24 protein-coding genes are annotated in these 26,775 nt (G+C 74.4%); 13 read left to right on the top strand and 11 right to left on the bottom strand.

The window, feature by feature from the left end; translation table 11 throughout:
- Positions 1-3 precede the first annotated feature (3 nt).
- Genes HDA34_RS04285 through HDA34_RS04270 form a run of 4 tightly spaced genes read right to left on the bottom strand, consistent with a single transcriptional unit; the run spans position 4 to position 3,653 of the window.
- Entirely contained in the window at positions 4-309 is a 306-nt protein-coding gene (locus HDA34_RS04285) for a hypothetical protein (RefSeq protein WP_036317357.1), read from the bottom strand.
- A 58-nt stretch (positions 310-367) separates the two neighbouring features.
- Complete coding sequence (deoC, locus tag HDA34_RS04280) at positions 368-1,057, bottom strand: deoxyribose-phosphate aldolase (RefSeq protein WP_036340586.1); 690 nt, start codon at positions 1,055-1,057, stop codon at positions 368-370.
- 20 nt (positions 1,058-1,077) lie between these two features.
- Positions 1,078-2,808: a phospho-sugar mutase gene (locus tag HDA34_RS04275; protein WP_060973873.1), complete on the bottom strand. Its 1,731-nt coding sequence runs from the start codon at positions 2,806-2,808 to the stop codon at positions 1,078-1,080.
- Positions 2,808-3,653, bottom strand: coding sequence for a purine-nucleoside phosphorylase (locus HDA34_RS04270; RefSeq protein ID WP_060973872.1), 846 nt, complete (start codon positions 3,651-3,653; stop codon positions 2,808-2,810). The genes HDA34_RS04275 and HDA34_RS04270 overlap by 1 nt, the downstream gene beginning before the upstream one ends.
- Positions 3,654-3,726: 73 nt before the next feature.
- Between HDA34_RS04270 and HDA34_RS04265 the strand changes: the two genes are divergently transcribed.
- Positions 3,727-5,157: an NAD(P)H-quinone dehydrogenase gene (locus tag HDA34_RS04265; protein ID WP_081097739.1), complete on the top strand. Its 1,431-nt coding sequence runs from the start codon at positions 3,727-3,729 to the stop codon at positions 5,155-5,157.
- Between the two features lie 108 nt (positions 5,158-5,265).
- Here HDA34_RS04265 and HDA34_RS04260 read toward each other — a convergent pair whose 3' ends face one another.
- From HDA34_RS04260 to HDA34_RS04235, 6 genes are all read right to left on the bottom strand, one after another.
- A complete protein-coding gene (locus HDA34_RS04260; RefSeq protein ID WP_041103550.1) occupies positions 5,266-6,705 on the bottom strand; it encodes an MFS transporter in 1,440 nt (479 codons plus the stop codon).
- 171 nt (positions 6,706-6,876) lie between these two features.
- On the bottom strand, positions 6,877-8,733 hold the full coding sequence (locus HDA34_RS04255; protein WP_095353457.1) for an acetyl/propionyl/methylcrotonyl-CoA carboxylase subunit alpha: 1,857 nt from the start codon (positions 8,731-8,733) through the stop codon (positions 6,877-6,879).
- A 164-nt stretch (positions 8,734-8,897) separates the two neighbouring features.
- Entirely contained in the window at positions 8,898-9,593 is a 696-nt protein-coding gene (locus HDA34_RS04250) for a Maf family protein (protein WP_041103548.1), read from the bottom strand.
- Complete coding sequence (locus HDA34_RS04245; RefSeq protein WP_041103547.1) at positions 9,590-11,278, bottom strand: DUF885 domain-containing protein; 1,689 nt, start codon at positions 11,276-11,278, stop codon at positions 9,590-9,592. Before HDA34_RS04245 ends, HDA34_RS04250 begins: the two co-directional genes overlap by 4 nt.
- A 34-nt stretch (positions 11,279-11,312) precedes the next feature.
- Complete coding sequence (locus tag HDA34_RS04240; protein WP_101965796.1) at positions 11,313-11,606, bottom strand: hypothetical protein; 294 nt, start codon at positions 11,604-11,606, stop codon at positions 11,313-11,315.
- On the bottom strand, positions 11,603-13,186 hold the full coding sequence (locus HDA34_RS04235; protein ID WP_041103546.1) for an acyl-CoA carboxylase subunit beta: 1,584 nt from the start codon (positions 13,184-13,186) through the stop codon (positions 11,603-11,605). The genes HDA34_RS04240 and HDA34_RS04235 overlap by 4 nt, the downstream gene beginning before the upstream one ends.
- 189 nt (positions 13,187-13,375) lie before the next feature.
- Here HDA34_RS04235 and HDA34_RS04230 point away from each other — a divergent pair, with 189 nt between their 5' ends.
- From HDA34_RS04230 to gatB, 11 genes are all read left to right on the top strand, one after another.
- A complete protein-coding gene (locus tag HDA34_RS04230) occupies positions 13,376-14,212 on the top strand; it encodes a biotin--[acetyl-CoA-carboxylase] ligase (RefSeq protein WP_041103545.1) in 837 nt (278 codons plus the stop codon).
- Positions 14,213-14,242: 30 nt separating this feature from the next.
- Positions 14,243-14,770: a PH domain-containing protein gene (locus HDA34_RS04225; RefSeq protein ID WP_041103555.1), complete on the top strand. Its 528-nt coding sequence runs from the start codon at positions 14,243-14,245 to the stop codon at positions 14,768-14,770.
- Entirely contained in the window at positions 14,767-15,906 is a 1,140-nt protein-coding gene (locus HDA34_RS04220; protein ID WP_060973731.1) for an adenylate/guanylate cyclase domain-containing protein, read from the top strand. The genes HDA34_RS04225 and HDA34_RS04220 overlap by 4 nt, the downstream gene beginning before the upstream one ends.
- A gap of 11 nt (positions 15,907-15,917) precedes the next feature.
- Positions 15,918-16,676, top strand: a complete 759-nt coding sequence (locus HDA34_RS04215) for a PP2C family protein-serine/threonine phosphatase (protein WP_020625514.1) — start codon at positions 15,918-15,920, stop codon at positions 16,674-16,676.
- Positions 16,677-16,716: 40 nt separating this feature from the next.
- Entirely contained in the window at positions 16,717-19,110 is a 2,394-nt protein-coding gene (gene ligA, locus HDA34_RS04210; RefSeq protein WP_060973933.1) for an NAD-dependent DNA ligase LigA, read from the top strand.
- The gene (locus tag HDA34_RS04205) at positions 19,107-20,024 is read left to right on the top strand and encodes an inositol monophosphatase family protein (protein ID WP_020625516.1); all 918 of its coding nucleotides are present in this window, start codon (positions 19,107-19,109) and stop codon (positions 20,022-20,024) included. Before ligA ends, HDA34_RS04205 begins: the two co-directional genes overlap by 4 nt.
- Positions 20,021-20,503, top strand: a complete 483-nt coding sequence (locus HDA34_RS04200; protein WP_060973932.1) for a hypothetical protein — start codon at positions 20,021-20,023, stop codon at positions 20,501-20,503. Before HDA34_RS04205 ends, HDA34_RS04200 begins: the two co-directional genes overlap by 4 nt.
- Positions 20,500-21,024 carry a GNAT family N-acetyltransferase gene (locus HDA34_RS04195; RefSeq protein ID WP_060973931.1) on the top strand — a complete coding sequence of 175 codons (525 nt, stop codon included), beginning with the start codon at positions 20,500-20,502 and terminating at the stop codon, positions 21,022-21,024. Before HDA34_RS04200 ends, HDA34_RS04195 begins: the two co-directional genes overlap by 4 nt.
- 204 nt (positions 21,025-21,228) lie before the next feature.
- Positions 21,229-21,525: an Asp-tRNA(Asn)/Glu-tRNA(Gln) amidotransferase subunit GatC gene (gene gatC, locus HDA34_RS04190; RefSeq protein ID WP_002854348.1), complete on the top strand. Its 297-nt coding sequence runs from the start codon at positions 21,229-21,231 to the stop codon at positions 21,523-21,525.
- Between the two features lie 8 nt (positions 21,526-21,533).
- Positions 21,534-23,150: an Asp-tRNA(Asn)/Glu-tRNA(Gln) amidotransferase subunit GatA gene (gene gatA / locus HDA34_RS04185; RefSeq protein ID WP_179288526.1), complete on the top strand. Its 1,617-nt coding sequence runs from the start codon at positions 21,534-21,536 to the stop codon at positions 23,148-23,150.
- Positions 23,147-24,652 carry an Asp-tRNA(Asn)/Glu-tRNA(Gln) amidotransferase subunit GatB gene (gene gatB, locus HDA34_RS04180; protein ID WP_078025703.1) on the top strand — a complete coding sequence of 502 codons (1,506 nt, stop codon included), beginning with the start codon at positions 23,147-23,149 and terminating at the stop codon, positions 24,650-24,652. The genes gatA and gatB overlap by 4 nt, the downstream gene beginning before the upstream one ends.
- A gap of 15 nt (positions 24,653-24,667) precedes the next feature.
- Here the strand turns inward: gatB and HDA34_RS04175 are convergent, their stop codons facing one another.
- The gene (locus HDA34_RS04175) at positions 24,668-25,744 is read right to left on the bottom strand and encodes a phosphotransferase (RefSeq protein WP_095353458.1); all 1,077 of its coding nucleotides are present in this window, start codon (positions 25,742-25,744) and stop codon (positions 24,668-24,670) included.
- A 140-nt stretch (positions 25,745-25,884) separates the two neighbouring features.
- Between HDA34_RS04175 and HDA34_RS04170 the strand changes: the two genes are divergently transcribed.
- Entirely contained in the window at positions 25,885-26,772 is an 888-nt protein-coding gene (locus HDA34_RS04170; protein ID WP_095353459.1) for a CPBP family intramembrane glutamic endopeptidase, read from the top strand.
- The last annotated feature ends 3 nt before the right edge of the window (positions 26,773-26,775 follow it).

Here is a 26,775-nt window from a genome sequence, read left to right as displayed (position 1 = left end):
GGCTCAGCGGTGCGCGGCGCCGGTCTCGACGGCGTGGGCGCCGGAGGCGGCGTGCTCGACGACGGGACGGGTGTGGATGGCGGTGGTGTCCACGGTGTCGCTGCGGCCCAGGAACGCCTTGGGGATCATGAAGGCCACAGTGGCCAGGGCCAGCGCGATCAGGCCGGGGATCCAGACCGACTCGAGCGACCAGAAGCCCATGGCGTAGAGGCAGCCGAGGAACGCGCCGAAGGCGACGATGAAGGCGATCAGGGAACCCCAGACGCCGCCCACGTTGGAGTGGTCGATGGCCTTGCCGTTGCGGATCACGTGATGCTCCTTCGGTGCGGTCCCGGCCGGGGCGGACGCCCGGCCGAAGTGATGCGAGTCAGTCGGATCCCAGGATAGCAAGCGCGGAGCTGGCCCCGATCCGGGTGGCGCCGGCCTCGATCATCGCCAGGGCGTCCGCGCGGGTGCGCACCCCGCCGGAGGCCTTCACGCCGATGCGCTCGCCCACGGTGCGGCGCATCAGCGCGACGTGCTCGACGGTGGCGCCCGCGGTGGAGAAGCCCGTGGAGGTCTTCACGAAGTCCGCCCCGGCCTCGACCGCGGCCTCGCAGGCCAGGACGATCGCGTCGTCGTCCAGCAGGGCGGTCTCCACGATCACCTTGAGCAGCGCCCCGCCGTCGCCTGCGGGGCCATCCGCGTGCGCGGCCTCGGCCACGGCGCGGACGTCCGCGACGAGCCGGTCGCGGTCCCCGGCGCGGGCCGCGGCGACGTCGAGGACCATGTCCACCTCGTCCGCGCCGGCGTCGATCGCCTGCCGGGCCTCGAAGGCCTTGACCTCCGAGGCGTTGGCGCCGAGGGGGAAGCCGATCACGGTGCAGGTCAGCACGTCCGAGCCCGCGAGCTCGGCGGCCACCAGCGGCACCCACACGGGGTTGATGCAGACGCTCTTGACCCCGGCCTCGCGGGACTCGGCCACGAGGCGGCGCACGTCCGCCTCCGAGGTGTCGGCCTTCAGGGCGGTCGCGTCGATGTACTTCGCCAGCTCGGCGGTGGTGAGGGAGACGGTCATGTCCGCCAGCCTACCGAGGCTCAGCCGCCCACGAGGGCCGTCACCTCGGCGCGCAGCGCCTCGAGCCGCTCGGCGGCCGCGGCCGGGTCGGCGTCCCGGGTGCCGAGGTAGCACTTGAGCTTGGGCTCGGTGCCGGAGGGGCGCACGAGGACGCGGGTGCCGGAGTCGGTGGCGAACAGCAGTGCGTCCGTCGGCGGCAGCCCGTCCCCGCCGGCGGCCAGGTCCCGGCGCACGGTGACCGGTTCCCCCGCGAGCGTGGCCGGCGCCTGCTGACGCAGGGCCGTCATGGTGCGGGCGATCAGGGACAGGTCCGCCACGCGGACCGAGACCTGGGCGCTGGGCATGGCGCCGGTGACCGCGTCGACGTCGGCCAGGGCGTCCGTCAGGCCGCGTCCCTGCGCTGTGAGGGCGGCGGCCAGCTCCGCGGCCATGAGGGCGGCCGTGATGCCGTCCTTGTCCCGCACCATGTCCGGGTCCACGCAGTAGCCGAGGGCCTCCTCGTAGCCGAAGCCGAGGTCCGGGGCGCGGGAGATCCACTTGAAGCCGGTCAGCGTGACGTGGTGCCTCACCCCGTTCGCCTCCGCCAGGGCGGCCAGCTGCGGGGAGGAGACCACGGAGTTCGCGGCGCTGCGGCCGGCCGCGTGCAGGGCCGGCATCGCGTGCGCGCCCAGCAGCGTCCCGACGGCGTCGCCCGAGAGCATCCGCCACGTGCGGGCACCGTCCGCGTCGGTGACGGGCGCGGCCAGGGCCAGGCGGTCGGCGTCGGGGTCGTTGGCGATCACCAGGTCCGCGTCCACCTCGGCGGCCAGGGCGAGGGCGAGGTCCATCGCCCCCGGCTCCTCCGGGTTGGGGAACGCGACCGTGGGGAAGGCCGGGTCCGGGGCGGCCTGCTCGGCCACCACGTGGACGGGGCCGAAGCCGGCGTCCTCGAGCAGGCCCGGGACCACGGCGCCGCCCACTCCGTGCAGGGGCGTGTAGACCACGCGCAGGTCGCGGTGGCCGTGCCGGTCGTCGTCGAGCACGCCGAGGGCCGCCGCGCGGTAGGCCTCCAGCAGGTCCGGCCCGGCCACGGTCCAGCCGTCGTCGGCGAGCGGGATGTCCGCGGCCCACGCCGCGTGGTCGATGCGGGCGGCGATCTGCGCGTCCGCGGGGGAGACGATCTGCGCCCCCCGGCCCGCCTCGTCCGTGAGCCGCCCGCCGAGGTAGACCTTGTAGCCGTTGTCCGCGGGCGGGTTGTGGCTGGCCGTGACCATCACGCCCGCGTCCGCGCTGAGATGGCGCACCGCGAAGGCGAGCACCGGCGTCGGCAGCGGGTCCGGCAGCAGGACGGTCTGCACGCCCGCGGCCGTCAGGACGGCGGCCGTGTCCGCGGCGAAGGCGGCCGAACCGCGTCGCGCGTCGTACCCGACGACGGCCAGCGGCGGGGCAGCGTCCCGTCCGACGCCGTCCCACAGGTGGGCGGCCAGACCCGCCGCGGTGCGACGCACCACGAGCCGGTTCATGCGGGACTCGCCCGGGCCCTCCTCGGCGCGCAGGCCGGCGGTGCCGAAGGCGAGCGGCCCGGCGAAGCGGGCGGCGAGCGCCGCCCGGGCGGCCGCGGCCTCCGGGCCGACGCCGGCGGCCGCGTCGAGCTCGGCGCGCAGGGTGTCCCGGTGCGCGGGGTCGGGGTCCTCCGTCGCCCACCGCTCAGCCCGGGCGAGGACGTCCTCCGGGAGCGCGGCGACGTCGTCGTGCGGGGGATGCGCGGGCATCAGAGCCGCCCCACGATGTCCGCGAGCAGGCGCGCGATGCGCGGGCCGGCGGCCTGACCGGCCTCCACGACCTCGGCGTGGGACAGCGGCGTCTCCGAGATGCCGGCGCCGAGGTTGGTCACCAGCGAGATGCCGAACACCTCCAGCCCGGCGTGACGGGCCGCGATCGCGTCCAGTGCCGTGGACATGCCGACGAGATCGCCGCCGAGGGTGCGCGCCATCCGCACCTCGGCGGGGGTCTCATACTGTGGGCCGGCGAACTGGACGTACACGCCCTCGCGCAGGGACGGGTCCACCTCGCGGGCGATCGCGCGCAGCCGCGGGGAGTAGAGGTCGGTGAGGTCGACGAACGTGGCGCCGGCGAGCGGGGTGGCGCCGGTGAGGTTGATGTGGTCCGCGAGCAGGACGGGGGTGCCCGGAGCGATCTCCGGGTCCAGGCCACCGCAGCCGTTGGTCAGCACCACGGTGCGCGCCCCGGCGGCGGCGGCGGTGCGGACGGTGTGCGCCACGGCCTGGGCGTCGCGGGACTCGTAGAAGTGCGTGCGCGAGCCGAAGACGAGGGCGTGCGTGCCGTCCGGCAGTCGGACCGAGCGGATCACCGCGTTGTGGCCGGGCACTTTCGGGGCGTGGAAGCCGGGCACCTCGGCCAGCGGCACGGCGGCGACCTCCTCGCCGATCAGGCCGGCGGCCTCGCCCCAGCCGGAGCCGAGGACGACGGCGACGCGGTGCTCCGCCACGCCCGTCGCCCGGGCGAGGGAGTCGGCGGCCGCGCGGGCCTCGGCGAAGCCCGGGTGGTCGCCGGTCAGGGGGGAGTCGGGGGAGGGGATGCTGGTCTGGTCGGTCACGTCGTGGAGTCTAGGCGGTGTCCCGTGGCCGCTGGCTAGGACTTTCCCGTCCGTGGCGGACACAATGGAGCCCGTGACCGAGGAAAACAGCACCTTCATCCCGTCCCTGACCATCATCGGCGGCGGCCCCGGCGGCTACGAGGCCGCCATGGTGGCCGCGAAGCTGGGCGCCCGCGTGACCCTGGTCGAGCGCCAGGGGTTGGGCGGCGCGGCCGTCCTCACGGACGTGGTCCCCTCCAAGACGCTGATCGCCGCCGCCGACTCGATGCGCCGCGTGGGCGCCTCCGTGGACCTGGGCGTCGACCTCGGCGGGGGCGACGTCCACGCGGACATGGGCCAGGTCGGCCGCCGCATCCTGAACCTGGCCCACGAGCAGTCCTCGGACATCCGCGCGGGCCTCGAGCGGGTCGGCGTCCGGGTGATCGACGGCGTGGGCCGCGTCGTCGGCCCCCACGAGGTGTCCGTCCGCGCCCTCGACGACGCCGACGCCGGCGCCGAGCCCGAGATCATCACCTCGGACGCGATCCTCGTGGCCGTCGGCGCGAGCCCCCGCGAGCTGCCCACCGCCGTCCCGGACGGCGAGCGGATCTTCAACTGGAAGCAGGTCTACAACCTCAAGGAGCTGCCCGAGCACCTGATCGTCGTGGGCTCCGGCGTCACCGGCGCCGAGTTCGCCTCGGCCTACAACCGCCTCGGCGCCAAGGTCACCCTCGTCTCCTCGCGCGACCGCGTGCTCCCCGGCGAGGACGCCGACGCCGCCGAGCTGCTCGAGAAGGTCTTCGAGGGCAACGGCCTCAGGGTGGTCTCCCGCTCCCGGGCCGAGTCCGTCGAGCGGACCGAGACCGGCGTGCGCGTGCACCTCTCCGGCGAGGGCGCCGAGGACACCCCGTCGATCGAGGGCTCCCACGCCCTCGTGGCCGTCGGCGGCGTGCCGAACACGGCGGGCCTCGGCCTCGACGACGTGGGCGTGAAGCTGACCGGCTCCGGCCACGTGCTCGTGGACGGCGTCTCCCGCACGTCCGTGCCGAGCATCTACGCGGCGGGCGACTGCACGGGCAAGCTCGCCCTCGCCTCGGTGGCGGCCATGCAGGGGCGCATCGCCGTCGCCCACCTGCTCGGCGACGCCCTCAAGCCGCTGCGCCCGCACCTGCTGGCCTCGAACATCTTCACCTCGCCGGAGATCGCCACCGTGGGCGTCACGCAGGCGCAGGTGGACTCCGGCCAGTACCAGGCGGACGTGCTGCGCCTGGACTTCCACACCAACCCCCGCGCCAAGATGTCCGGCGCGGAGGAGGGGTTCGTGAAGATCTTCGCCCGTCAGGGCTCCGGCACCGTGATCGGCGGCGTGGTGGTCTCGCCGCGCGCCTCCGAGCTGATCTACGCGCTCGCGCTCGCGGTCACGCACAAGCTGCACGTGGACGACCTCGCGGACACCTTCACCGTGTACCCGTCCATGTCCGGGTCGATCGCGGAGGCGGCCCGCCGCCTGCACGTGCGCATCTGACCCAGAGACGACTTTCGGTCGTGAGATAGGCCCTATCTCACGACCGAAAGCGTCCATTCCCCCGATGTCACGTTCGACAGTGCGGGCGGGGGCCCCGGGCGGGCGGGGTCAGCGGGTGGCGGCGCGGCGCTCCCGGGCCGAGGTGACGGTGTCGAGGTCCGTGTGGCGGGTCTCGGGGGAGAGCACCAGCGCGATGACGGTGATCGCCGAGGCGGCGGCCAGGTAGTAGCCGACGTAGGAGACGTCGAACTTCTGCACGAGCCAGGCCGCGATGAAGGGGGTCAGCGCCGCGCCGAGGATCGAGGACACGTTGTAGGCGATGCCGGAGCCGGTGTAGCGCGTGTTCGTGGGGAACAGCTCGGGCAGCACCGCGGACATCGGCCCGAAGGTCAGGCCCATGAGCGTCATGCCCGTGGCCAGGAACGCCAGCATCAGCGGCACGTTCAGCTCCGCGCCCACGCCCATGTTCTCCGGCGAGAGCCACAGGCCGAACGAGAGGCCGAACAGCACCATGAGCACCGAGATCACGATCAGGGTGGGGCGGCGGCCGAAGCGGTCAGCCAGCAGGCCGGAGACCGGCACGAACGCCGCGAAGAACAGGATGCCGACCAGCTGCAGCACGAGGAACTCGGCGTAGGGGACACCCAGGAAGCCGTTGGCCGGCTTGCCGATCGCGTAGGACAGGATCCACGTGGTCATCAGGTAGAAGAGCACGTAGGTGGCGTACATGACGAAGGTGCCCAGGATCAGCTCCCACCAGTTGCGGCGGAAGACCTCGCCCAGCGGCGCCTTCACACGCTGGTCGCGGTCGAGGGCGCGCTGGAAGACCGGGGTCTCCTCGAGCTTGACGCGGACGTAGAGGCCCACGGCCACCATCACGATCGAGAGCAGGAACGGCACGCGCCACACCCACGTGAGGAACGGGCCGTCGAGCACCGGGCTCGTGGAGTCGTGGTCGAAGCCGAGCACGAGCGCGAGGAACAGGCCGTTGGCCAGCAGGAAGCCGATCGGCGCGCCGAGCTGCGGCCACATGGCCGCCTGCGCGCGCTTGCCGTCCTTGGCGTACTCGGTGGCCAGCAGGGCGGCGCCGGACCACTCGCCGCCGAGCCCCAGACCCTGGAAGAAGCGCAGCAGCGTCAGCATGGCCGGCGCCCACAGGCCGATCTGGAAGTACGTGGGCAGCAGGCCGATGAGGAACGTCGCGATGCCCATGGTCAGCAGCGAGCCGATGAGCGTGGTCTTGCGGCCCACGCGATCGCCCAGGTGGCCGAAGACGACGGCGCCCAGCGGCCGGGCGATGAACGCCGCGCCGAAGGTGGCCATGGAGGCCAGCAGGGCCGTGTTGTCGTCGCCGCCCGCGAAGAAGATCAGCGGGAACACCGAGACGGCGGCCGTGGCGTAGATGTAGAAGTCGTAGAACTCGATCGAGGTGCCCACGAGGGAGGCGATGATGACCCGCGAGCGGGGCACCTCCTCCGCGGTGGCGACCGCGTCCGACGTGAGATCGGTGGGGGCGCCCGGGTTCACGGGCGGGGTGGAGTGGGACATGGTGTCTCCCTGGTATGACGGGCACAGGGGGTCGCGAGCGACCACGATGTGAGACGAAGATGCGTGTCAGGTTAAGCCTCGTCGCGCCGATCTGCGAGAGTCACATCCTCGTCGTCCACCATGTGGAACCAGCCCACGACGCCGGCGCTCCCCGCCGTCGTCGCCGGCGGCTCACTCCGCGTCGGCGATGGTGGCGATCACCGTGCCGGCCGTGACCGTCTGGCCCGGCTCGACCTCGAGACCGCTGACCACGCCCGCGCGGTGGGCCGCGAGCGGCTGCTCCATCTTCATGGCCTCCACGACCACGATCAGGTCGCCCTCGGCCACGGTCTGGCCGTTCTCGGCGGCGACCTTCACCACGGTGCCCTGCATCGGGGCGGTCAGCGCGTCCGTGCTGACGGCCGCGGCCACCGGTGCGCCGCGCTTGCCGCGGGGCCGGCGTCGTCCCGCACCGGCCCGCTGGGCGGCGCCGGAGATCGTGTGCAGGGCCTCGCCCCACGTGGGCAGGGTGACGTCCACGCGCTTGCCGTTGACCTCCACGGTCACGGTGTGGCGCGCCTCGCGGGGGGCCGGCTCGGCCGGGGTGAGGGCGCTCGGCTCGATGCGGTTCGCGAACTCCGTCTCGATCCACCGGGTGTGCACCGAGAACGGCTCCTCCGAGCCGGCGATCTCGGGGGCGAAGGCGGGGTCGCGCACCACGGCGCGATGGAAGGGCAGCACCGAGGGCATGCCGACGATCTCGGCCTCGCGCAGGGCGCGGGCGGCGCGCTGCAGGGCCTGGCGGCGGTCCGCGCCGGTGACGATCAGCTTGGCGACCATGGAGTCGAAGGCCCCGGACACGGTCTCGCCCTCCACCACGCCGGAGTCCACGCGCACGCCCGGGCCGCTGGGCATGCGGAACGTGGTGAGCCGGCCGGGGGCGGGCAGGAAGTTGCGGCCCGGGTCCTCGCCGTTGAGGCGGAACTCGATCGAGTGGCCGCGGGGCTGCGGGTCCGTGTAGCCGAGGGCCTCGCCGCGGGCCAGGCGGAACTGCTCGCGCACGAGGTCGATGCCGGTGATCTCCTCGGAGACCGGGTGCTCCACCTGCAGGCGCGTGTTCACCTCGAGGAAGGAGATGGTCCCGTCCTGGCCCACGAGGAACTCGCACGTGCCCGCGCCGACGTAGCCGGCCTCCTGCAGGATCGCCTTGGAGGACTCCACGAGGCGGGCGTTCTGCTCGTCCGTGAGGAACGGCGCCGGGGCCTCCTCCACGAGCTTCTGGTTGCGGCGCTGCAGCGAGCAGTCGCGGGTGGAGATCACGACGACGTCGCCGTGCACGTCCGCCAGGCACTGCGTCTCCACGTGGCGCGGCTTGTCCAGGAAGCGCTCCACGAAGCACTCGCCCCGGCCGAACGCGGCCACGGCCTCACGGACCGCGGACTCGTAGAACTCGGGGATCTCCTCGCGCGTGCGGGCCACCTTGATGCCGCGGCCGCCGCCGCCGTAGGCCGCCTTGATGGCCACCGGCAGGCCGAACTCGTCCGCGAACGCGACGACCTCCTCCGTGCCGGTCACCGGGGAGGTGGTGCCCGGCGCCAGCGGGGCGCCGACCTTGGTGGCCAGCTGGCGGGCCGAGACCTTGTCGCCCAGCCGGTCGATCGCCGCGGCGGGCGGGCCGATCCACACGAGGCCGGCGTCGGCCACGGCGCGCGCGAAGTCCGCGTTCTCGGAGAGGAAGCCGTAGCCGGGGTGCACGGCGTCCGCGCCCGCGCGCTCGGCGGCGTCGAGGATCTTGCCGACCACCAGATAGGAGTCGGCGGCGCTCTCCCCGCCGAGGGCCACGGCCTCGTCCGCGAGCTTCACGTGCAGGGCGTCCCGGTCCGGCTCGGCGTAGACGGCCACGGAGGTCAGCCCCTCGTCCTGGCAGGCCCGGATGATGCGCACGGCGATCTCACCGCGGTTGGCGATCAGCACCCGGGAGAACCGGCGCTCCGCCGCGGGGTCGACGGGCGGGACGACCGAGGCCTGCGGTGCGTCGGCGATGCTCATGGGCGATGGACTCCTCGGACGATCACGGCTGGGGGTGCGGGCGCCACGTCCGGGGTCGTGCCCCTCACCCGGTGGGGCGAAAGGCGCGGGACGGCGCCGACTCTGACCAGCACCCTACTCGTTGTGGCGGAACCCTCCGAGGCACGTGGCCCTGTCGCGCCGGATCAGCGCTGCGCGTTGGAGGGTTCCCACAATCGGGTGAAGTCCTGGCCCAGGGCCGCCGTGGCCCGCCGCAGCCACGCCACGGACAGCCCGATCACCGCGTTGGGATCCCCGTCCACGCCGTCCACGAGGGCCGCGCCCGCGCCGTCCACCGTGAACGCGCCCGCGCAGTGCAGCGGCTCGCCCGTGGCCACGTAGGCCTGGATCTCGGCCTCGGTGACGGCGCCGAAGCGCACGACGGCGGACACCACGCCCGCCTCCGCGGCCATCCCGGACTCGACCCCGGGCTCCGGCAGCACCAGGCCCACCCAGTGGCCCGAATGCAGCACGCCCTCCCGGCCGGCCTGGGCGCGCCAGCGCTCGACGGCGACCTCGGGCTCGTAGGGCTTGCCGTGGGCGCGGCCCTCGAACTCGAACACGGAGTCGCAGCCGAGCACGAGCGTGGGGGCCTCGACGCCGGCGCCCGCCACACGGGCGGCCACATCGCGGCCCTTGGCCTCCGCCAGCAGGCCCGCCAGCTCCGCCGGCGACGGGTCGCCCGCCGCCGCGCCCACGGCCGCCTCGTCCACCCCCGAGACGACGACGCGGAACGGCACCCGCGCCCGGGTCAGGACCTCCGCCCGGCCGGGGGAGGCCGAGCCGAGCACCAGCCGCAGGCCCGTGCCGGGGCCGGCCGCGCCGTCGTCGTGCGGGATCACGCGAGCGCCTCCCGCAGGGTGTCCAGGCCCATGCCGCCCAGGCGCAGGGCCCGGGTGTGGAAGGCCTTGAGGTCGAAGTCGGCGCCCTCGGCCTGCTCGTGCTCGGCGCGGATCTGCTCCCAGATGCGCTGGCCCACCTTGTACGCCGGCGCCTGCCCCGGCCAGCCGAGGTAGCGCGTGAACTCGAAGCGGCGCTGGCCCTCGGAGATCATCAGGTGCTTGGCCAGGAACGCGTAGCCCTTCTCCGGGGTCCACGCGCCGCCGCCCTCGGACTCGGGGGCGTCGAAGCCGCAGTGGTAGCCGATGTCGAACACCACGCGGGCCGCGCGCATGCGCTGCATGTCCAGCATGCCGAGATGGTCGCCCGGGTCGTCGAGGAAGCCGAGCTCCTCCATGAGCTTCTCCGCGTACAGCGCCCAGCCCTCACCGTGGCCGGACGTCCAGCAGAAGCTGCGGCGCCACAGGTTGAGGTTCTCCCGGTTCATCATGGCGGTGGCGATCTGCAGGTGATGGCCCGGCACGCCCTCGTGGTAGACCGTGGTGGTCTCCGCCCACGTGGTGAACTCGTCCTCGCCCGGGGGCACGGACCACCACATGCGGCCGGGCCGGGAGAAGTCGTCCGAGGGGCCGGTGTAGTAGATGCCGCCCTCCTGGGTGGGGGCGATCATGCACTCGAGCCGGTCCATCGGGGCCGGGATCTCGAAGTGCTCCTTCATGGCCTCGACCGCGTCGTCGGAGAGCCGCTGCATCCACGTGCGCAGGGCCTCGGTGCCCTTCAGGGTGCGCTCCGGGTCCGCGTCCAGGATCGCGCGCGCCTCCTCGATCGTGGCGCCCGGCCGGATGCGCTCGGCGTCCGCCTGCTGCGCGGCGATGATGCGGGCCAGCTCCTCCTGGCCCCAGCGGTAGGTCTCCTCGAGGTCGATCTCGGCGCCGAGGAAGACGCGGGAGGCCAGCCGGTAGTAGTCGATCCCGACGCCGTCCGCCTCCGGGGCGTGCGGGCGCAGCTCGGCCTCGAGCGTGGCCGCGAAGTCGCGGTAGGCCTGCGCGGCGGTGTCCGCGCCGGAGCGGATGCGGGCGGCCAGGGCGTCGTCCACGACGTCGGCTGCCTCGGCCCGCTCGACCAGGCCCGGGAAGAACCCGCCCGCGCCGCCGTGGGCGCGGGCCTGCTCCACCACGATGTCCACCTGGCGCACCGCGGCCACGTGGCCGGCGTCGCGGGAGGCGAGCAGGGACTCGGTGTAGCCGCGCAGGGCGGCCGGCAGGTTCTCGAGGCGGCCGGCGATGTGGCCCCACTGCTCCGCGGTGTCCGTGGGCATGAGGTCGAAGACCGCGCGGATGCCCTGAGCGGGGGAGGCGATGTTGTTCAGTTCGGTGCGGCCGGTCGCGTGGATCTCCCGCTCGAGGCCGATGCGCTCCTGCATGGCCGCCTTCGTGACGCGGTCCGTCTCGTCCTGCGGCTCGAGCGCGGCCAAGTCCTCGAGCAGGCGGGCGTTGAGCTCGTCGTCGGCGCGGGCGCCGGCGGGGGAGAAGTCCGTGTACTCGGTCTCCCGGCCGGGGAAGCCGAGCTCGGTGGCGGTGTCCGGATGCAGGGCGAGGAGGTCGGTCACGTAGCGCTCGGCGAGCGCGTCGATGGCGGACGGGGTGCGGGCGCCGTCGGCGGCGGCCTCGGAGGTGTGCTGGGTCATACCGGCACTCTAGGCGCTGGCACCCGCCCCCGGCTCACTGCGGGCCCGCGCCCTGACGCCACTGGCCGCGGCCGGGCCGGGCCCACAGGCCCAGGTCGCCGCGACGGCGGAGCGTGCGGTCCAGGGGACGGGGGTCGGCGGCCGCGGCGGCGAGCCGGGCGGCTTCGGCCCGGGCCGCGGCGGCCGCCTCGAGGACGGCGGCCAGCGCCGCCATCTCCTCCGGCTCCAACTCCGGGCCGCTGAGCTGCAGCGGGTCGGCCGACGCCGGCGTGGCCTGCGTCGACTCGTCGTTCTCGTCCGGGGCGCCCGGACCCAGCAGGGCGCTCACAGCGGCATGTTCCCGTGCTTCTTGGCGGGGCGGGCCTCGCGCTTGTGCAGGGTGGCGCGCAGGGCGCGGATGAGCTGGCCGCGGGTGGCGTGCGGGGGCACCACGGCGTCCACGTAGCCCAGCTCGGCGGCCTGGTACGGGTTGAGCAGCTCGGCCTCGTAGTCGGCCACGATCTCGGCCCGGCGCGCGTCGACGTCGCCGCCCGCCTCCGCCGTCGCCTTCAGGTCGCGCCGGTACAGGATGTTCACGGCGCCCTGGGCGCCCATCACGCCGATCTGGGCGCTCGGCCAGGCCAGGTTCAGGTCCGCGCCGAGCTTCTTGGAGCCCATCACGATGTACGCGCCGCCGAAGGCCTTGCGCGTGATCACGGTCAGCTTCGGCACGGTGGCCTCGGCGTAGGCGTAGATCAGCTTGGCGCCGCGGCGGATGATGCCGTTGAACTCCTGGTCCGTGCCGGGCAGGAACCCGGGCACGTCCACGAGGGTGATGATCGGGATGTTGAACGCGTCGCAGAAGCGCACGAACCGCGCGGCCTTCTCCGAGGCGGCGATGTCCAGGGTGCCGGCGAACTGCATCGGCTGGTTCGCGACGACGCCCACGCTCATGCCGTCCAGGCGGGCCAGGCCGGTGATCACGTTGGGCGCGTACAGCTCCTGCAGCTGCAGCAGGTGGCCCTCGTCCACGATCGAGGCGATGACCTCGAGCATGTCGTAGGGCTGGTTGGCGGAGTCCGGGACGATCTCGTCCAGGGCGAGGTCCTCGTCCGTGGGCTCCGGGTCCGCGGCCTCGAAGGTCGGGGCCTCCGCGAGGTTGTTGGAGGGCAGCAGCTCGAGCAGCTCCTGCACGTAGGCGATCGCGTCCTCCTCCGAGGAGGCCATGTAGTGGGCGGTGCCGGAGGTGGCGTTGTGCGAGCGGGCGCCGCCGAGGGTCTCCATGTCCACGTCCTCGCCCGTGACGGTCTTGATCACGTCCGGGCCGGTGATGAACATGTGCGAGGTCTGGTCCACCATCACCACGACGTCCGTCAGCGCCGGCGAATAGGCCGCGCCGCCGGCGGAGGGGCCCATGATCAGCGAGATCTGCGGGATCATGCCCGAGGCCAGGACGTTGTTCCGGAAGATGTCCGCGAACTGGGCGAGGGAGGCCACGCCCTCCTGGATGCGCGCGCCGCCGCCGTCGAGGATGCCGATCACGGGGCAGCCGTTGCGCGCGGCGAACTCCTGGACCTTCACGATCTTCTGTCCGTTGCGCTCGGACAGCGAGCCGCCGAACACGGTGAAGTCCTGGGAGTAGACGGCCACCTGGCGTCCGTCCACGGTGCCGAAGCCGGACACCAGGCCATCGCCGGCCGGGTGCTTGGCGTCCATGCCGAACGCGGTGGTGCGGTGCACGGCCAGCGCGTCCAGCTCCACGAAGGAGCCCTCGTCCAGGAGGAGGTCGATCCGCTCGCGCGCGGTGTGCTTGCCGCGCGCGTGCTGGCGCTCGACGGCGTCCGGGCCGCCGGGCGCGGCCGTCGCCTCGAGCCGCCGATGCAGGTCGGCCAGCCGGCCGGCCGTGGTGGTCAGATCGGGATCGGTCACACGTCCTCCTTGTGGTGGTCCGCCAGATGCGGAGGCTCAGTCGGCCAGTCTACGGGCCGCCGCGGACGCCCTCGGTTGGAGGAAGCCCACAAACGACGAGGACGTCGGCCCGGGCCGCCCCTCCGCGCGCCCCGGGAGCGGATCGGCCCGCCCAGCCCGCCCCCGGGAACGCCGTGTATATCTAGGGGCATGCACCCCGACGACGCCCCCACACCGGATCTGACCTGGCTGGACTCCGCCGGCTCCACGCAGGATGAGCTCCTCGCACGGCTGGACCGCGAGGGACACCGGCACGGTGCGGCCGTGGCCACCGCGGACCAGCGGGCCGGCCGGGGACGGCACTCCCGGGTGTGGAGCGCCGCGCCGGGTGCGGCGCTCGCCCTGTCCGTGTACCTGCGTCCCGAGTCCGGCGGGGTGCCGGTCTCCCCGGCCCATCTGAGCTGGCTCTCGCTCGTCGCCTCCGCCACGGTCGCCGAGCGCCTCGCGGCCCGGGGCGTCCTGACGCACGTGAAGTGGCCGAACGACGTGCTCGCCACCGACGGGCGCAAGCTGTGCGGCGTGCTGGCCACGGTGGCGCTGTCCTCGGACGGCAAGGGGCCCGGCGTCGTCGTCGGGATGGGCGTGAACCTGGACCACCGCGGGGCCGCCCCGGTGGACACCGCCTCGGACCTGGCGGAGTGGATCGGCGCGGACGCCGTGCCCGCGCCCCGGGACCTCGCGGTCGAGCTGCGTGACGCCGTCGTGGCGGCCGTGGACCGCTTCGCGGCGGGCGTGGCGGGGCAGACGGCGGCCGTGGACGGGCGTCACCCGGCCGTGGCGGCCGTGGCGGACCGGCTCTCCACGCTGGGCCGCGCGGTGCGCGCCGAGCTGCCCGGCGGCGGCGTGCTGGAGGGCACGGCCGTGGGCCTCGGCCCCGGCGGCACCCTGCGCGTGAAGCACGTCACACCGGACCGTGGCACAATCGAGACCGAGGTCAGTGCGGGGGACGTGGCCCACCTGCGCGGAGACGTCCATCGCGGCGCATGACACACCCGTCCCGGTCAGGAGGTGACCGCCGTGCGACTCGAGCCCGGTGAGCAGGTGATGGTGCGCACCCGCACCCACCCGCGCGCGCTGCTGCGCCCGGCCGCGGTCCTCGTGGCCGTCGCGTTCCTGCTCGGCCTGGCCGTCGGCGTGCTCGCACGCCCCGACCTGCCCGGGATCGTCGCCGCGAACCGCGCCGTGCTCGAGGCGGCCGCGTGGGTGGTCGCGGCGCTCGTCCTGCTCCCCGGCACCATCCGCCCGCTGTGGCGCTGGGTCTTCCGGCGCACCGTGCTCACCGACCGCCGCATCCTCCAGGGCGCCGGCGTCGGCGGCTCCGGGGCCGCCATGCCGCTCGTGTCCATCGCCGACGTGCAGCGGCGCCGCCGCGGCTCGGGTGCCGGAGACCTGCACATCCTCTTCCAGGAGCCCGCCCGCCAGGTCCACTGGCGGCTGCGCGACGTCCCCGAGGCCGCGCGCTTCGAGGAGGCCCTGGCCCACCTCACCCGCCAGGCCCGCACCGCAACCTGGCCCGCCCCCGTCCCGACAGGAGACCTCCGATGAGCCGTCCGGAGACACCGGACACCGCACCGCTGCCGATCGTCCCGTCGGCTGAGGACGAGACCGCCCGCGACGTCGAGGAGCGCTCCGCCCAGCCCGCCGGCTGGACGAGCGCGATGCGCACGCTCGACGCCGGCCTGGTGGTGGGCCCGCGCGCCTACACCTCGCGGGAGGTGGCGCGGCGCCTCGGCGTCTCGATGGGCTCCGCCCGGAAGATCTGGCGTGCGCTGGGCTATCCGACGTCGCCGGAGGGGCACAAGGCCTTCACCGAGGCGGACATCGAGGCGTTCGAGTCCGTGCTCACGCTCGTGCGCTCGGGGACGCTGAACGAGGACACCGCCATCTCGCTGGCCCGGTCGATCGGGCAGATGACGGACCGCATGGTGGTGTGGCAGATCGAGGCGCTCGTGGAGGACAAGATCGCCTCCGAGGACCTGACGGACCCGGAGGCGCGGCGGGCCGTCGTCGACATGCTCCCGGACATGGTCGGACCGCTCGAGAAGGCCATGCGGATCGTCTACCGGCGCCAGCTCAACCGCGCCGTCCAGCGCCTGACCGTGCGCGTGGAGGCCGGGCTGGCGGCCAGCGCCCAGGGCCGCGACGGCTCCGAGTCGGATGCGCCGCTGCCGCTGGCCCGCGCCGTCGGCTTCGCGGACATGGTCTCCTACACGACGCTCTCCCGGACCATGGACGACCGGACGCTGGCCCGCATGGTGCTGCGCTTCGAGTCCCTCGCCGCGGAGACCATCTCGGCCGGCGGCGGCTGGCTCGTGAAGACCATCGGCGACGAGGTCATGTTCAACGCCGAGACCCCCGAGGCCGGCGCCGCGATCGCGCTCTCCCTGGCCGAGACCATCGCCGCGGACGAGGAGCTGCCCTCGGCGCGCGTCGCCCTGACATGGGGACGGGTGCTCTCCCGCATGGGGGACATCTACGGGCCCACCGTGAACCTCGCCGCGCGGCTGACGTCCCTGGCCGATCCGGGTACCGTGCTCGTGGACGCCATGACCGCTGCGGCCCTGTCCCGGGACGAGCGCTTCGTGCTCGTCCCGCAGCCGCCCAGGATCGTCCGCGGGTTCGGAGAGGTCCGCCCCTCCCTGCTCTTGGACGGGTCGGCCCAGACCCTGCTCGCCGACTGATCGAGGACCCCGTGGACCCCCGCCCCGAGACCCCGTCCGCGCCGCGGCCCCAGGCCGCGGGCGCCACCCACGTGGGCGCCGTCCGCGACCTGAACGAGGACGCGTGGACCCTCGTCGGGGAGCCGCTGGTGCTCGCCGCCGTGGCCGACGGCATGGGCGGGCACGAGGCCGGCGAGGTGGCCTCGGCCGCCGCGATCGAGACCCTGCGCCGCCGCGCCCCCGAGGTGCTCGCCCCGGGCACGGCCCACACGCCCCAGGAGCTCGGCCACCTGATCCACGAGGCGGACGCCGCCGTCGTCGAGGCCGGGCTGGGGCGCTCCGGCACCACCCTGACCGTCCTGGCCTGCCTGGACACGGAGCGCGGCCGCTGGGCCGTGGCGAACGTCGGCGACTCCCGGGTGTACCTGCGGCCCGTCGGCTCGCCGGTGCTCCAGCAGCTCACGGTGGACCACTCGGCGGTCCAGATGCTCGTCGACGCGGGGGAGCTCACCCCCGCCGAAGCCCGCGTCCACCCGCGCCGCAACGTCATCACCCGCGCGCTCGGCTCGCGCGAGGCGCTCACGGTGGACGTGGCCGAGGTCCCCCTCGCCTCCGGGGACCTCGTCCTGCTGTGCAGCGACGGCCTGACCGGCGAGCTGCTGGACGAGGAGATCCGCGCGCTGATCGACGACGCCGACACCCTCGAGGACGCCCTCGAGAAGCTCATCGGCGCCGCCCTGTGGCGCGGCGGCCGGGACAACATCACGGCGGTGCTCGTGCGCATCCCCTGACCCGGGTGCGCCGTCCGGGACGCCGACTACGCTGGGCCGGGTGAGCACCCCCAAGGAATCCGCCGCCCAGCCCGATCCGCAGGACATCCCCGCCGCGGACCTGCGGGAGGAGTACGAGGACCTCGTGGAGCGGGTCCGCGCCGCCCGGACCGCCTACTACCAGCGGGACGCCCCGGAGATCTCGGACGCCGAGTACGACGCGCTGTACCGCCGCCTCGAGGACCTCGAGGCCCTGCACCCCGAGCTCGTGGCCAACGACTCGCCCACCCAGGAGGTCGGCGGCGAGGTCTCGGAGGCGTTCGCCCCCGTCCGGCACGGGGCCCGCATGTACTCGCTCGAGGACCTGTTCTCCATCGAGGAGCTCGAGGTCTGGTTCCGCCGCGCGGCGCAGGCCCTGACGCAGGTGCGACCGGGCGTGGCGCCCCGCTGGCTCGTGGAGGTGAAGATCGACGGGCTCGCCGTCGCCCTGCGCTACCGGGACGGGCGGCTCGTGCAGGCCGCCACCCGCGGCGACGGCGTCACGGGCGAGGACGTCACCGCCAACGTGCGCACCATCGGGGACATCCCGCACGAGCTCTCCGGCGAGGGCTGGCCCGCCGAGTTCGAGGTGCGCGGCGAGGTGTTCATGTCCTCCGCCGCCTTCGCCGAGCTCAACGCGCGCCGTGCCGAGGAGGGTCAGACGCCGTTCGCGAACCCGCGCAACGCCGCCGCCGGCGCCCTGCGTCAGAAGGACCCGGCCGTCACCGCGCAGCGCCCGCTGGCCATGTTCGTGCACGGCATCGGCTCGGTCGAGGCGTTCGGACTGGAGTCCCAGCACGAGGTGTACGACGCGCTCGCGGGCTGGGGCCTGCCCGTGAGCCCCTACACCCGCGTGGTGGAGGGTGCGGACGAGGAGGCGTTGGCCGCCGTCGTCGCGGTGATCGAGGAGTACGGCCGGCGCCGGCACGAGCTGATCCACGAGATCGACGGCATCGTGGTGAAGGCGGACGCGTTCGCGGACCAGCGCTACCTCGGCCACACCTCCCGCGTGCCCCGCTGGGCGGCGGCGTACAAGTACCCGCCGGAGGAGGTGCACACGCTGCTGCGGGACATCGCGGTCTCGGTGGGCCGCACCGGTCGGGTGACCCCGTTCGCGGTGTTGGAGCCGGTCACCGTGGCCGGGTCCACCGTCTCTCTGGCCACCCTGCACAACCAGGACGTGGTCAAGGCCAAGGGCGTGCTGATCGGGGACACCGTGGTGGTGCGCAAGGCCGGGGACGTGATCCCCGAGGTCGTGGGCCCCGTGCTGCCGCTGCGCGAGAAGGCGATCGAGGCGGGCCGGGAGCTGCGCGAGTTCGTCATGCCCGCGCACTGCCCCTCGTGCGGCACGCCGCTGGCCCCGGCCAAGGAGGGGGACGTGGACCTGCGCTGCCCCAACGCCCGCTCCTGCCCGGCCCAGCTGGCCGGCCGCGTCGAGCACCTGGCCAGCCGCGGCGCCTTCGACGTGGAGGCGCTCGGCGAGGAGGCCGCCCGCTGGCTCGTCCAGGGCCCCGGCGAGGACCCGGCCGAGCACGAGGGGCAGGTGCGCCCCGAGGGTCCCGGCCCCATCACGGCGGAGGCGCAGATCTTCGACCTCGCCTCCGGCACGCCGGAGGAGATCACGGGCCCCCGCGGCGAGGACGGGCTGACGGACCTGCAGCGCTCCCTCGGCGAGGTCCGCGTGTGGCGCGAGGGCCGTACGAAGGTGGACGGCCGCATGGTGCCCTCGGGCGTGTTCACGCTCAAGCCGTACTTCTTCACCGCCGGCACCGCGAAGAAGCCGTCCGCGCCCACGGCCAACACGCTCCGCCTGTTCGACGAGCTCGAGAAGGCCAAGTCCCAGCCGCTGTGGCGCACCCTCGTGGCGCTGTCCATCCGGCACGTGGGCCCGACGGCGGCCCGCTCGCTGGCCACGGCGTTCGGCTCGATGGCGGCGCTGCGCGCGGCGGCCGAGGCCGGCGACCGGGACCGGCTGGCCGAGATCGACGGCGTCGGTCCGATCATCGCGGACGCGCTCATCGAGTGGTTCGCCGAGGACTGGCACCGGGAGATCGTGGACCGCTGGGCCGCGGCGGGTGTGGCCATGGAGGACGAGCAGGACGAGTCCACCCCGCGCACGCTCGAGGGCCTGACCGTGGTGGTCACCGGCTCGCTCGAGGGCTTCTCCCGCGACTCCGCGAAGGAGGCGATCCTCGTGCGCGGCGGCAGGGCCTCCGGGTCCGTGTCCAAGAAGACCGACTTCCTGGTGGCCGGCGAGGCCGCCGGCTCCAAGCTGGACAAGGCGCAGTCCCTCGGCGTGCCCGTGCTGGACGAGGCCGGGTTCACGGCGCTGCTGGCCGGTGGCCCGGACGCCGTGCGCCCGGCGGGCACGGACGACGCCACCGACGACGCCGCAGAGGGGGAGGCCTCGGCATGAGCGCGCGCACCACGGTCCCGGGCCTGCTCGTGGTCGCCAAGGCCGCCGCGCGCGCCGGCGCGGACGTCCTGGCCCGGCGCTGGACCGGTCACCACCCGGCCGTCCCGCTGGGCATCGAGGAGATCGGCGCGCAGACGAAGTCCTCCGGCTCCGACTGGGTCACCGACTACGACCGCCGCGCCGAGCAGGCCGTCCGGGAGGTCGTCGCCGGCTACCGCCCCTCGGACGAGATCACCGGCGAGGAGTACGGCGCCACCCGTCCGGCCGAGCCGTCCGGGTACCGCTGGTCCATCGACCCGCTGGATGGCACCACGAACTTCGTGCGCGGGCTTCCGCAGTTCTGCACCTCGGTGGCCGTCACCGGCCCGGTGGACGCCGAGACCGCCGACCTGCTGGGGGTGGCCGAGGGCACCGAACGCTGGCTGGCCGGCGTCGTGGCGGCGCCCGCGCTGGGGCGCACCTGGTACGCGAGCGCGGGCCGGGGCGCCTTCAGCACCGCGGACGCGACGACGGCGGGCGTGGACCTGCCCGACCGCGATGCCGCCCCCGTGCGGCTCACCGGTCCCCTGCCCGGACGCTCGGGGCGACTGCTCGCCACCGGCTTCGGCTACGACCCCGCCCGCCGGGCCCTGCAGGTGCGGGCGCTCGCGGCCCTGCTGCCCGCGTTCGGGGACGTGCGACGGATCGGCTCGGCGGCGCTGGACCTGTGCATGGTCGCCGACGGCACCCTGGACGCGTACGCCGAGTTCGGCACGCAGGAGTACGACTGGGCCGCCGGCGCGTTGGTGGCGGAGGAGGCCGGCGTCGCGGTGACGCGGCCCGCCTCGGCGGACGGCACGGCACATCCTGACTGGATGGTGGCCGGCGACGTGGACGGGTCCGCCCTGGCCGCCGTGACGGGGGAGAGGGCATGAGGCGGATCGTCGGAGACCCGTGGTTCTACCCGGTCCTGTTCGTGGCCGGCGGACTGACGTTCATGATCGCGGGGACGCGCCTGCAGCAGGTCGGCATGATCGTGGCCGGGCTCGTCCTGGCCGGCTACGCGGTCACGTACCGGTGGGCGGTCCGGGTCCGCTCGCGGCCGTTCGCCGGCGCGCAGGCGCACGTCGAGCGCGGCGGCGTCGTCGTGTTCTGGCGGCCGGGCTGTTCGTTCACGAGGCGGCTGGTCACGGAACTGACGGCGCAGGAGCGGGAGCGCGCCTACTGGGTGAACATCTGGCAGGAGCCGGCGGCCGCGACGTTCCTCGCGGGGCTGCACGAGGCGCGCGACGGCCACCCCCACCAGGCCGTGCCCACCGCCTGGCTGCGCCGGCGCGACTACGTCGTGGCCACGGACGCGACCCGCGCCCGCCTGAAGGACACGCTGCGCCAGCACGCCGGAGGCGACGCATGAGCGCCCTCGTCCGCCCGCTGCGCCCCGAGGACCACGAGGCGGTCGCCGAGCTCACCCTGGCGTCCTATGTCGACGGCGGCCACATCGCCCCCGACGACGCCTACGTGAAGACCCTCATGGACGTGGCCGACCGGGCCGGCCGCGCGGAGGTGCTCGTGGCCGAGGTCGACGGCGAGGTGGCCGGGTCAGTGGTGCTCACCCCGCCCGGCTCGCCCCTGGCCGAGACCTCCGGCGACGGGGAGTACGAGTTCCGCATGCTCGCCGTGCACCCGCGGTTCCACCGCCGCGGGGTGGGCGGCGCCCTGCTGGCCGAGATCGTGGCGCGGGCCCGCGCCGAGAAGGGCGTGGACGCCGTCGTGCTGACCACCATGCCCTCCATGACCGGCGCCCACCGGATGTACGAGCGCGCCGGCTTCGTGCGCGTCCCGGAGCGGGACTGGTTCCTCGCGGACGTGGTGCCGGACCTCGACCCGGCCGACGAGACCGGCCCGTTCCTCGTCTACCGGCTCGCGCTGGACTGACCCCGGGCGGGACATCGGCACCGGGACCCCATTCGGGGCGGGAAATCCCTGTCATGCGGGCCCGGAGCGCCGCGGTGGGGTGGATCTCCCGCCTCGAAGCGGTGGCGGCGGCCGTCCAGGCCCCGGCACTAGACTCGACCCCGATGTGGCCGCCGCCGCGCCGGCGTCGTCCACCCCGCCCCGACCCGTCACACGAGGAGATCCATGCCTGAGATCACCCGGGATCAGGTGGAGCATCTGGCTCGCCTGGCCCACATCCGGATGACCGACGAGGAGCTGGACACGATGTCCGGCGACCTGGAGAAGATCCTGGAGCACGTCTCCGCGGTCCAGGCCGCCGCGGGCGACGACGTGACGCCGACGTCCCACCCCATCGCGTTGGAGAACGTGTTCCGCGAGGATGTGCCCGCCGGCATGCTCACGCAGGAGGAGGCCCTCGACCAGGCGCCGGACTCCGAGGACGGCCAGTTCAAGGTCCCCGCCATCCTGGACGGAGAGTGATCACCCCCATGACCGAGACGTTCGACGTGAACGCGACCCTCGGCGCCGACGAGCTCGTCCGGCTCACCGCGCTGCAGATGGCCGAGCGCCTGCGCGCCGGCACCACCACGTCCGTGGAGCTCGTCCAGGCCCACCTGGACCGCATCGCGGCCCACGACGGCGACGTGCGCGCCGACGCCGACGGCGACCGCGGCGTGCGCGCCTACCTCCACGTGAACACGGACGAGGCCCTCGCCGTCGCCGCCGAGGTGGACGCGATCCGCGCCGCCGGCGGCCCCGAGGCCGACGCCCTGCACCCGCTGGCCGGCGTGCCCGTGGCCGTGAAGGACAACATCGTCACCCGCGGGCAGCCGACCACGGCCGCCTCCCGCATGCTCGAGGGCTGGCTCAGCCCGTACGACGCCACGGTGGTGGCCCGCCTCCGCGAGGCCCGCCTGCCGATCCTCGGCAAGACCAACCTCGACGAGTTCGCGATGGGCGGCTCCACCGAGCACTCCGCGTTCGGCATCACCCGCAACCCGTGGGACGGGGACCGCGTGCCCGGCGGCTCGGGCGGCGGGTCGGCGGCCGCCGTGGCCGCCTTCCTGGCCCCCTTCGCCCTCGGCTCGGACACCGGCGGCTCCGTGCGTGAGCCCGCCGCGTTCACCGGCACGGTCGGCGTGAAGCCCACCTACGGCGCGGTCTCCCGCTACGGCCTCATCGCCATGGCCTCCTCGCTGGACCAGATCGGCCCCGCCGCCCGCACCGTGGCCGACGCCGCGGCGCTGCAGCAGGTCATCGCCGGCCACGACCCGCAGGACTCCACGTCCCTGGCCGAGGCGCCGGCGGACCTGACCGGCGCGGCCCGCGGCCGCGACCTGGCGGGGCTGCGCGTCGGCGTCGTGACGGACCTGCCGGCGGACGCGTTCCACCCGGGCATCCGGGCCGGCTTCGACGAGCACGTCGCGGCCCTGCGTGAGGCCGGCGCGGAGATCGTGGAGGTCTCCTGCCCCAGCTTCGACGCCGCCCTCGGGGCGTACTACCTGATCATGCCCTCGGAGGCCTCCTCCAACCTGGCCCGCTTCGACGGCGTCCGCTACGGCCACCGCGTGGTGCCCGACGGCGGCGGCACGATCGAGCAGGTCATGGGCGCCACCCGCGCCGCCGGGTTCGGCGCCGAGGTCAAGCGGCGCATCATCCTGGGCACCTATGCGCTGTCCGCCGGCTACTACGACGCCTACTACGGCTCCGCGCAGAAGGTCCGCACGCTCGTGCAGGAGGACTTCGCCCGCGCCTTCGAGCAGGTGGACGTCATCCTCACGCCCACCGCGCCGACCCCGGCGTTCGAGCTGGGCGCGAAGACGGACGACCCGATGACCATGTACGTCAACGACCTCGCAACCATCCCGGCCAACCTCGCCGGCATCCCGGGCATGTCCGTGCCGGGCGGCGTCGTCGACGGGCTGCCCTACGGCCTGCAGCTGATGGCACCGGCGCGCGAGGACGCGCGCCTGTACGAGGCCGGCGCCGCGCTCGAACGCCTCGTGGCCCAGCGCCGGGGCGGGCCGGTGTGGGCCGAGGCCCCCGAGCTGGAGAAGGGCGCGCAGCGCGCCACCACCGCGACCACGGCAGGAGGCCGGGCATGAGCCACGCAGAGCAGACCATGGACTTCGCGGAGGCGATGGAGCGCTTCGACCCCGTGCTGGGCTTCGAGGTGCACGTGGAGCTGAACACCGCCACGAAGATCTTCTCCTCGGCGCCCAACGCGTTCGGCGACGAGCCGAACACGAACGTGACCCCGCTCGACCTCGGCCTGCCGGGCACCCTGCCGGTGCTCAACCGCAAGGTCGTGGAGTACGCGATCCGCCTGGGCGTGGCCCTGGACGCGCAGGTCGCCGAGACCTGCCGGTTCGCGCGGAAGAACTACTTCTACCCGGACACGCCGAAGAACTTCCAGACCTCCCAGTACGACGAGCCGATCGTCTTCGACGGCCACCTGGACGTCGAGTTGGAGGACGGTGAGGTCTTCCGCGTGGAGATCGAGCGCGCGCACCTCGAGGACGACGCCGGCAAGCTCACCCACGTGGGCGGCTCCGGGCGGATCCAGGGCGCCTCCGCGTCCCTCGTCGACTACAACCGTGCGGGCGTGCCGCTCATCGAGATCGTCACCAAGCCGATCGTCGGCGCCGGTGCGCGGGCCCCCGAGCTGGCCCGCGCCTACGTCACCGCGATCCGGGACATCGTGCAGGCCATCGACATCTCCGACGCGCGGATGGAGCGCGGCAACGTCCGCTGCGACGCGAACGTCTCGCTGATGCCCAAGGGCGCCACCGAGTTCGGCACCCGCACCGAGACGAAGAACGTGAACTCCACGCGCGCCGTGCAGCACGCGGTCACCCACGAGATCCAGCGCCAGGCCGCGGTGCTCGCCGCGGGCGGCACCGTGACGCAGGAGACCCGCCACTGGCACGAGGACACCCGCAGCACCACCTCGGGCCGCCCGAAGTCGGACGCGGACGACTACCGGTACTTCCCCGAGCCGGACCTCGTGCCCGTGCACGTGGACGCCGCGTGGGTCGAGCGCGTGCGCGCGGCCATGCCCGAGCTGCCGGCCGTGCGGAACAAGCGGCTCAAGGCAGAGTGGGGCTTCTCGGACGAGGAGTTCCGCGACGTCGTCAACGCCGGCGTCCTGGACGAGATCGTCGCGACCGTGGAGGCCGGCGCCTCCGCGGCGGCCGCCCGCAAGTGGTGGATGGGCGAGATCGCCCGCCTGGCGAACGTCCGCGAGGTCGCCGTCGCGGAGCTGGGGATCACCCCGGCGCACGTGGTGGAGGTCGAGGAGCTGATCGCCGCGAAGACGATCAACGACAAGATCGCCAAGCAGGTGCTCGGTCTGGTGGCCGACGGCGAGGGCGCCCCGAAGGAGGTCGTCGCGGCGAAGGGCCTGGCCGTGGTGTCCGACGACGGCGCGCTCACCGAGGCCGTCGACGCCGCGATCGCCGCCAACCCGGACGTGGCCGAGAAGATCAAGGGCGGCAAGATGGCCGCCGTCGGCGCCCTGATCGGCCCGGTCATGAAGGCCACCCGCGGGCAGGCCGACGCCGGCCGCGTCCGCGAGATCGTGCTGGAGCGCCTGGGCGTGTCCTGACGTCCGTGCGGGCCCTCAGCCGTCCAGGGCGGTGAGGGCCCGCGCCACGCGGGGCAGGGTCTTGCGCAGCAGACGCCGCCAGGACCCCGCGGCCAGCCCGCCGACGATCGCGTCCCGGGCCGCCGCGTCGTCGAGCGTCTCCATGGCCATCGCCCCGAGCCACACGCGGGCCCGCCGCGCCTCGGCCGCGTCCCGGGCCAGGTCGGGCACCTTCTCCTCGCCGTGCCACAGCGCCAGGTAGGCGACGTTGAGGGCGGGGTCCCACGCGCACGCGAAGTCCCAGTCCAGCACCCCGGCCAGCGCCCAGCGCAGCGGGGCCCGCGGGTCCTCGTCCTCGGGCACGGCGCGCCAGCGCATGTTGTGCCCGGCCAGGTCGCCGTGCACGAGCGACGGCGGCACGGGCGGCGCGGCGGTCCACGCCGTCACGGCGTCCGTGACGGCGGCGACCGCGTCCGGCCACGCCTCGGCGCCCAGCCGCGCGTCGACGTCGTGCCCCTCCCACGCGCCCAGGCGCGCGGCGACCGCCCCCGGCAGCGCCGCGACGTGCCGGGCGCGCTCCGGCGTCCACGGGCCGCGGAAGGCGAACGGGCGGCCGAGGTGCGGGGCGATCCGCGGGTCGGTGACGTCCACGGCGGCGAGGTCGTCGAGGACGCCGCGCAGCACGGCCGGATCGCCCTCGTGCGGCGGGTGTGGTCCGCCCGGGAGGAAGCGCTGCAGCACCGCGGCGCCCGGGCCCGCGGGGACGGGGTCCGAGAGGGCGATCGGCACGGTCCACGGCACGCGGCGCTCGGCCAGGGCCGCGGCGAGCCCGTCGAGGAGGGCCAGGCGCCGGGGCAGGTGCGCCGCGGGGTCCCGCTCGGGCGCCCACCGCGCGGCCGGGGCGGCCCCCACCTCGTGGGCCCGCGTCATCCGGAGGACGCCGACGTCCTCGAGCACGAGCACGCGGTGGAACTGCCCGCCCTCCTCCACGGACGCCGCGGCCCAGTCGGCTGTGCGGAGCCGCCGGGCGAGGGCGGGGTCGAGGCCGGGGCGGAGGTGCTGCAGGGCGCGGTGGACCAGCTCGAGCTCGCTGGGGGCAGGCGGGGAGACCACACGACCACGCTAACGCTCCCTCCGCCCTCCCGGACTTTCGAACGTGACATCGGGGGAATGGGGACTTTCGAACGGGAGAAAGGCCCCACCTCACGTTCGAAAGCGCCCGGGGGGAGAGGGGCGGGCCGATACTGGAGGGCATGCCCGCCACCCCGCGCACGTCCCGCACCCCGGCCGTCCGACCCGCCCCCGCGCTGCCCGCCCCGTCCGCGCGCACGGTGCGGTGGGAGATCGCGATCGTCCTCGGCCTCTCCCTGGGGAAGTCGGCGGTCTATGCGATCGTCCAGCTCATCGACAAGGCCACCCAGGCCCCGCTCGGCGAGCAGACCACCGTCCTCAACCCGGCCCTGGCCGACCGCTGGGCCTTCGACCTGACCTATCAGCTGCTCGGCATCGGGTTCGCGCTCGTGCCGGTGGCCCTCGTGCTGCACCTGATGCACCTGCGCGGCCGGAACCCGTTCCGGGTGCTCGGCCTCGACCTGCGTCGCCCCGGCCGCGACCTGGCCTGGGGCCTGGGCCTGTTCGCGGCCATCGGGCTGGGCACGCTCGGCGTCTACGCCGCCGGCCGGGCCCTGGGGATCACGACGGCGATCGTCGGCTCGGCGCTCGGGGAGAGCTGGTACCAGGTACCGGTCCTGCTGCTCTCCGCGCTGCGGCACGGACTGCTGGAGGAGGTCATCGTGGGCGCCTGGCTCGTCGACCGGCTCGGGTATCTGCAGCGGCTGCGCGCCGCGGGCCTGGCGCACGATCCGGCGCCGGCCGTGCCGTCGTCGTGGGTGAGCGCCGAAGGGCTGTACCTGCCGACCCGCGTGGCGGTCGTCGTGCTCGCCCTCGCGCTGCTGCGCGGGGCGTACCACCTGTACCAGGGGATCGGGCCGGGCGTGGGCAACGCCCTGATGGGCGTGGTGTTCGCGCTCGTGTTCCTGCGGGTGCGCCGGGTGATGCCGCTGGTCATCGCGCACACGCTGCTGGACGCCGTCGGGTTCGTCGGCTACCCGCTGCTGGCGCGGGCGGGGCTGCTCGGCTGAGCG

This window comes from Micrococcus luteus, from assembly GCF_014138885.1.
GTDB lineage: Bacteria > Actinomycetota > Actinomycetes > Actinomycetales > Micrococcaceae > Micrococcus > Micrococcus luteus.
This window is presented reverse-complemented; position numbering and strand designations above follow the sequence as displayed.

Coding starts and splice junctions, on each gene's coding strand:
- deoC (WP_036340586.1), bottom strand. CDS start 1,057: ATGACCGTCTCCCTCACCACCGCCGAGCTGGCGAAGTACATCGACGCG.
- HDA34_RS04275 (WP_060973873.1), bottom strand. CDS start 2,808: ATGCCCGCGCATCCCCCGCACGACGACGTCGCCGCGCTCCCGGAGGAC.
- HDA34_RS04260 (WP_041103550.1), bottom strand. CDS start 6,705: ATGTCCCACTCCACCCCGCCCGTGAACCCGGGCGCCCCCACCGATCTC.
- HDA34_RS04255 (WP_095353457.1), bottom strand. CDS start 8,733: ATGAGCATCGCCGACGCACCGCAGGCCTCGGTCGTCCCGCCCGTCGAC.
- HDA34_RS04245 (WP_041103547.1), bottom strand. CDS start 11,278: ATGACCCAGCACACCTCCGAGGCCGCCGCCGACGGCGCCCGCACCCCG.
- HDA34_RS04230 (WP_041103545.1), top strand. CDS start 13,376: ATGCACCCCGACGACGCCCCCACACCGGATCTGACCTGGCTGGACTCC.
- HDA34_RS04220 (WP_060973731.1), top strand. CDS start 14,767: ATGAGCCGTCCGGAGACACCGGACACCGCACCGCTGCCGATCGTCCCG.
- HDA34_RS04205 (WP_020625516.1), top strand. CDS start 19,107: ATGAGCGCGCGCACCACGGTCCCGGGCCTGCTCGTGGTCGCCAAGGCC.
- HDA34_RS04200 (WP_060973932.1), top strand. CDS start 20,021: ATGAGGCGGATCGTCGGAGACCCGTGGTTCTACCCGGTCCTGTTCGTG.
- HDA34_RS04195 (WP_060973931.1), top strand. CDS start 20,500: ATGAGCGCCCTCGTCCGCCCGCTGCGCCCCGAGGACCACGAGGCGGTC.
- gatC (WP_002854348.1), top strand. CDS start 21,229: ATGCCTGAGATCACCCGGGATCAGGTGGAGCATCTGGCTCGCCTGGCC.
- gatA (WP_179288526.1), top strand. CDS start 21,534: ATGACCGAGACGTTCGACGTGAACGCGACCCTCGGCGCCGACGAGCTC.
- gatB (WP_078025703.1), top strand. CDS start 23,147: ATGAGCCACGCAGAGCAGACCATGGACTTCGCGGAGGCGATGGAGCGC.
- HDA34_RS04170 (WP_095353459.1), top strand. CDS start 25,885: ATGCCCGCCACCCCGCGCACGTCCCGCACCCCGGCCGTCCGACCCGCC.